Origin of the sequence: Streptomyces chilikensis (assembly GCF_001642695.1) — a bacterium.
GTDB classification, from domain to species: Bacteria; Actinomycetota; Actinomycetes; order Streptomycetales; family Streptomycetaceae; genus Streptomyces; species Streptomyces chilikensis.
Window position 1 is genome coordinate 1 of sequence record NZ_LWCC02000191.1, and the last position, 710, is coordinate 710.

Annotated in this window: 1 pseudogene; it reads right to left on the minus strand. The window is 71.3% G+C overall.

From position 1 onward, the window contains the following. Positions 1–94 precede the first annotated feature (94 nt). Positions 95–710 (minus strand): annotated as a pseudogene (locus tag A2U95_RS31610) (mannose-binding protein); the annotation flags it as partial.

The window sequence follows — 710 nt, forward strand, 5'->3', positions numbered from 1 at the left end:
GGGGCGGCCGGGCGGCGGCCGGCGGCGCGCCGGGGTCACCGCCGGCCAGGTCGCCGCGCCCCGCGGCCCGGCCGGGCACCGTCGGCGAGCCGGTTCAGGTGGACCAGAGGACCCTGCTCCCGTTCGTGATGACGACCTTGCCGTCCGACCGCAGGACCAGCTTCGCGCCGCTGTTGCCGTGCGTCTTGCTCGCCCAGACCGGCTGGTTGGGGTTGTAGACCACGAGGTTGCCGTCCGCCTGGAAGACGGCCCTGTGGTTCTTGCCGAACATCATGGACGCCCAGACGGCCTTGCCGCTCCGGTTGTCGTAGACGACCAGGTTGCCGTCCTGCTGCAGGACCATCCGTATCCGGTTGGTGGTCCAGGCCTGGCCGACCTGCAGTGTGCTGGGCGCCGTGACGGTCTCGGTCGTCCACTCCTGCTTCGGGGCCTCCTCCTTCACCTCCTTCACCTCCGGCTTGTCGCTGCTGGGCTCGGGCTCGGGCTCCGGCTTGGGCTTCGGCTTCGACGAGGGCTCGAGCGCTTCCGGTGCGGGCCTGACGGGGACCTCGGCCTTCTTCTCCTTCTCCTTCTTCTCCCGGCTCGGAGAGGGACTGGGCTTCTCGGTGACGTAGTCCTCCGGGGCGTCGCCGGCGGGCTCCTCGTCCAGCAGCGTGCCGGAGTCGTTGGCGGCCAGCTCCCGCGCGGTGTCCTGCTTGCCGCCCTTGTCG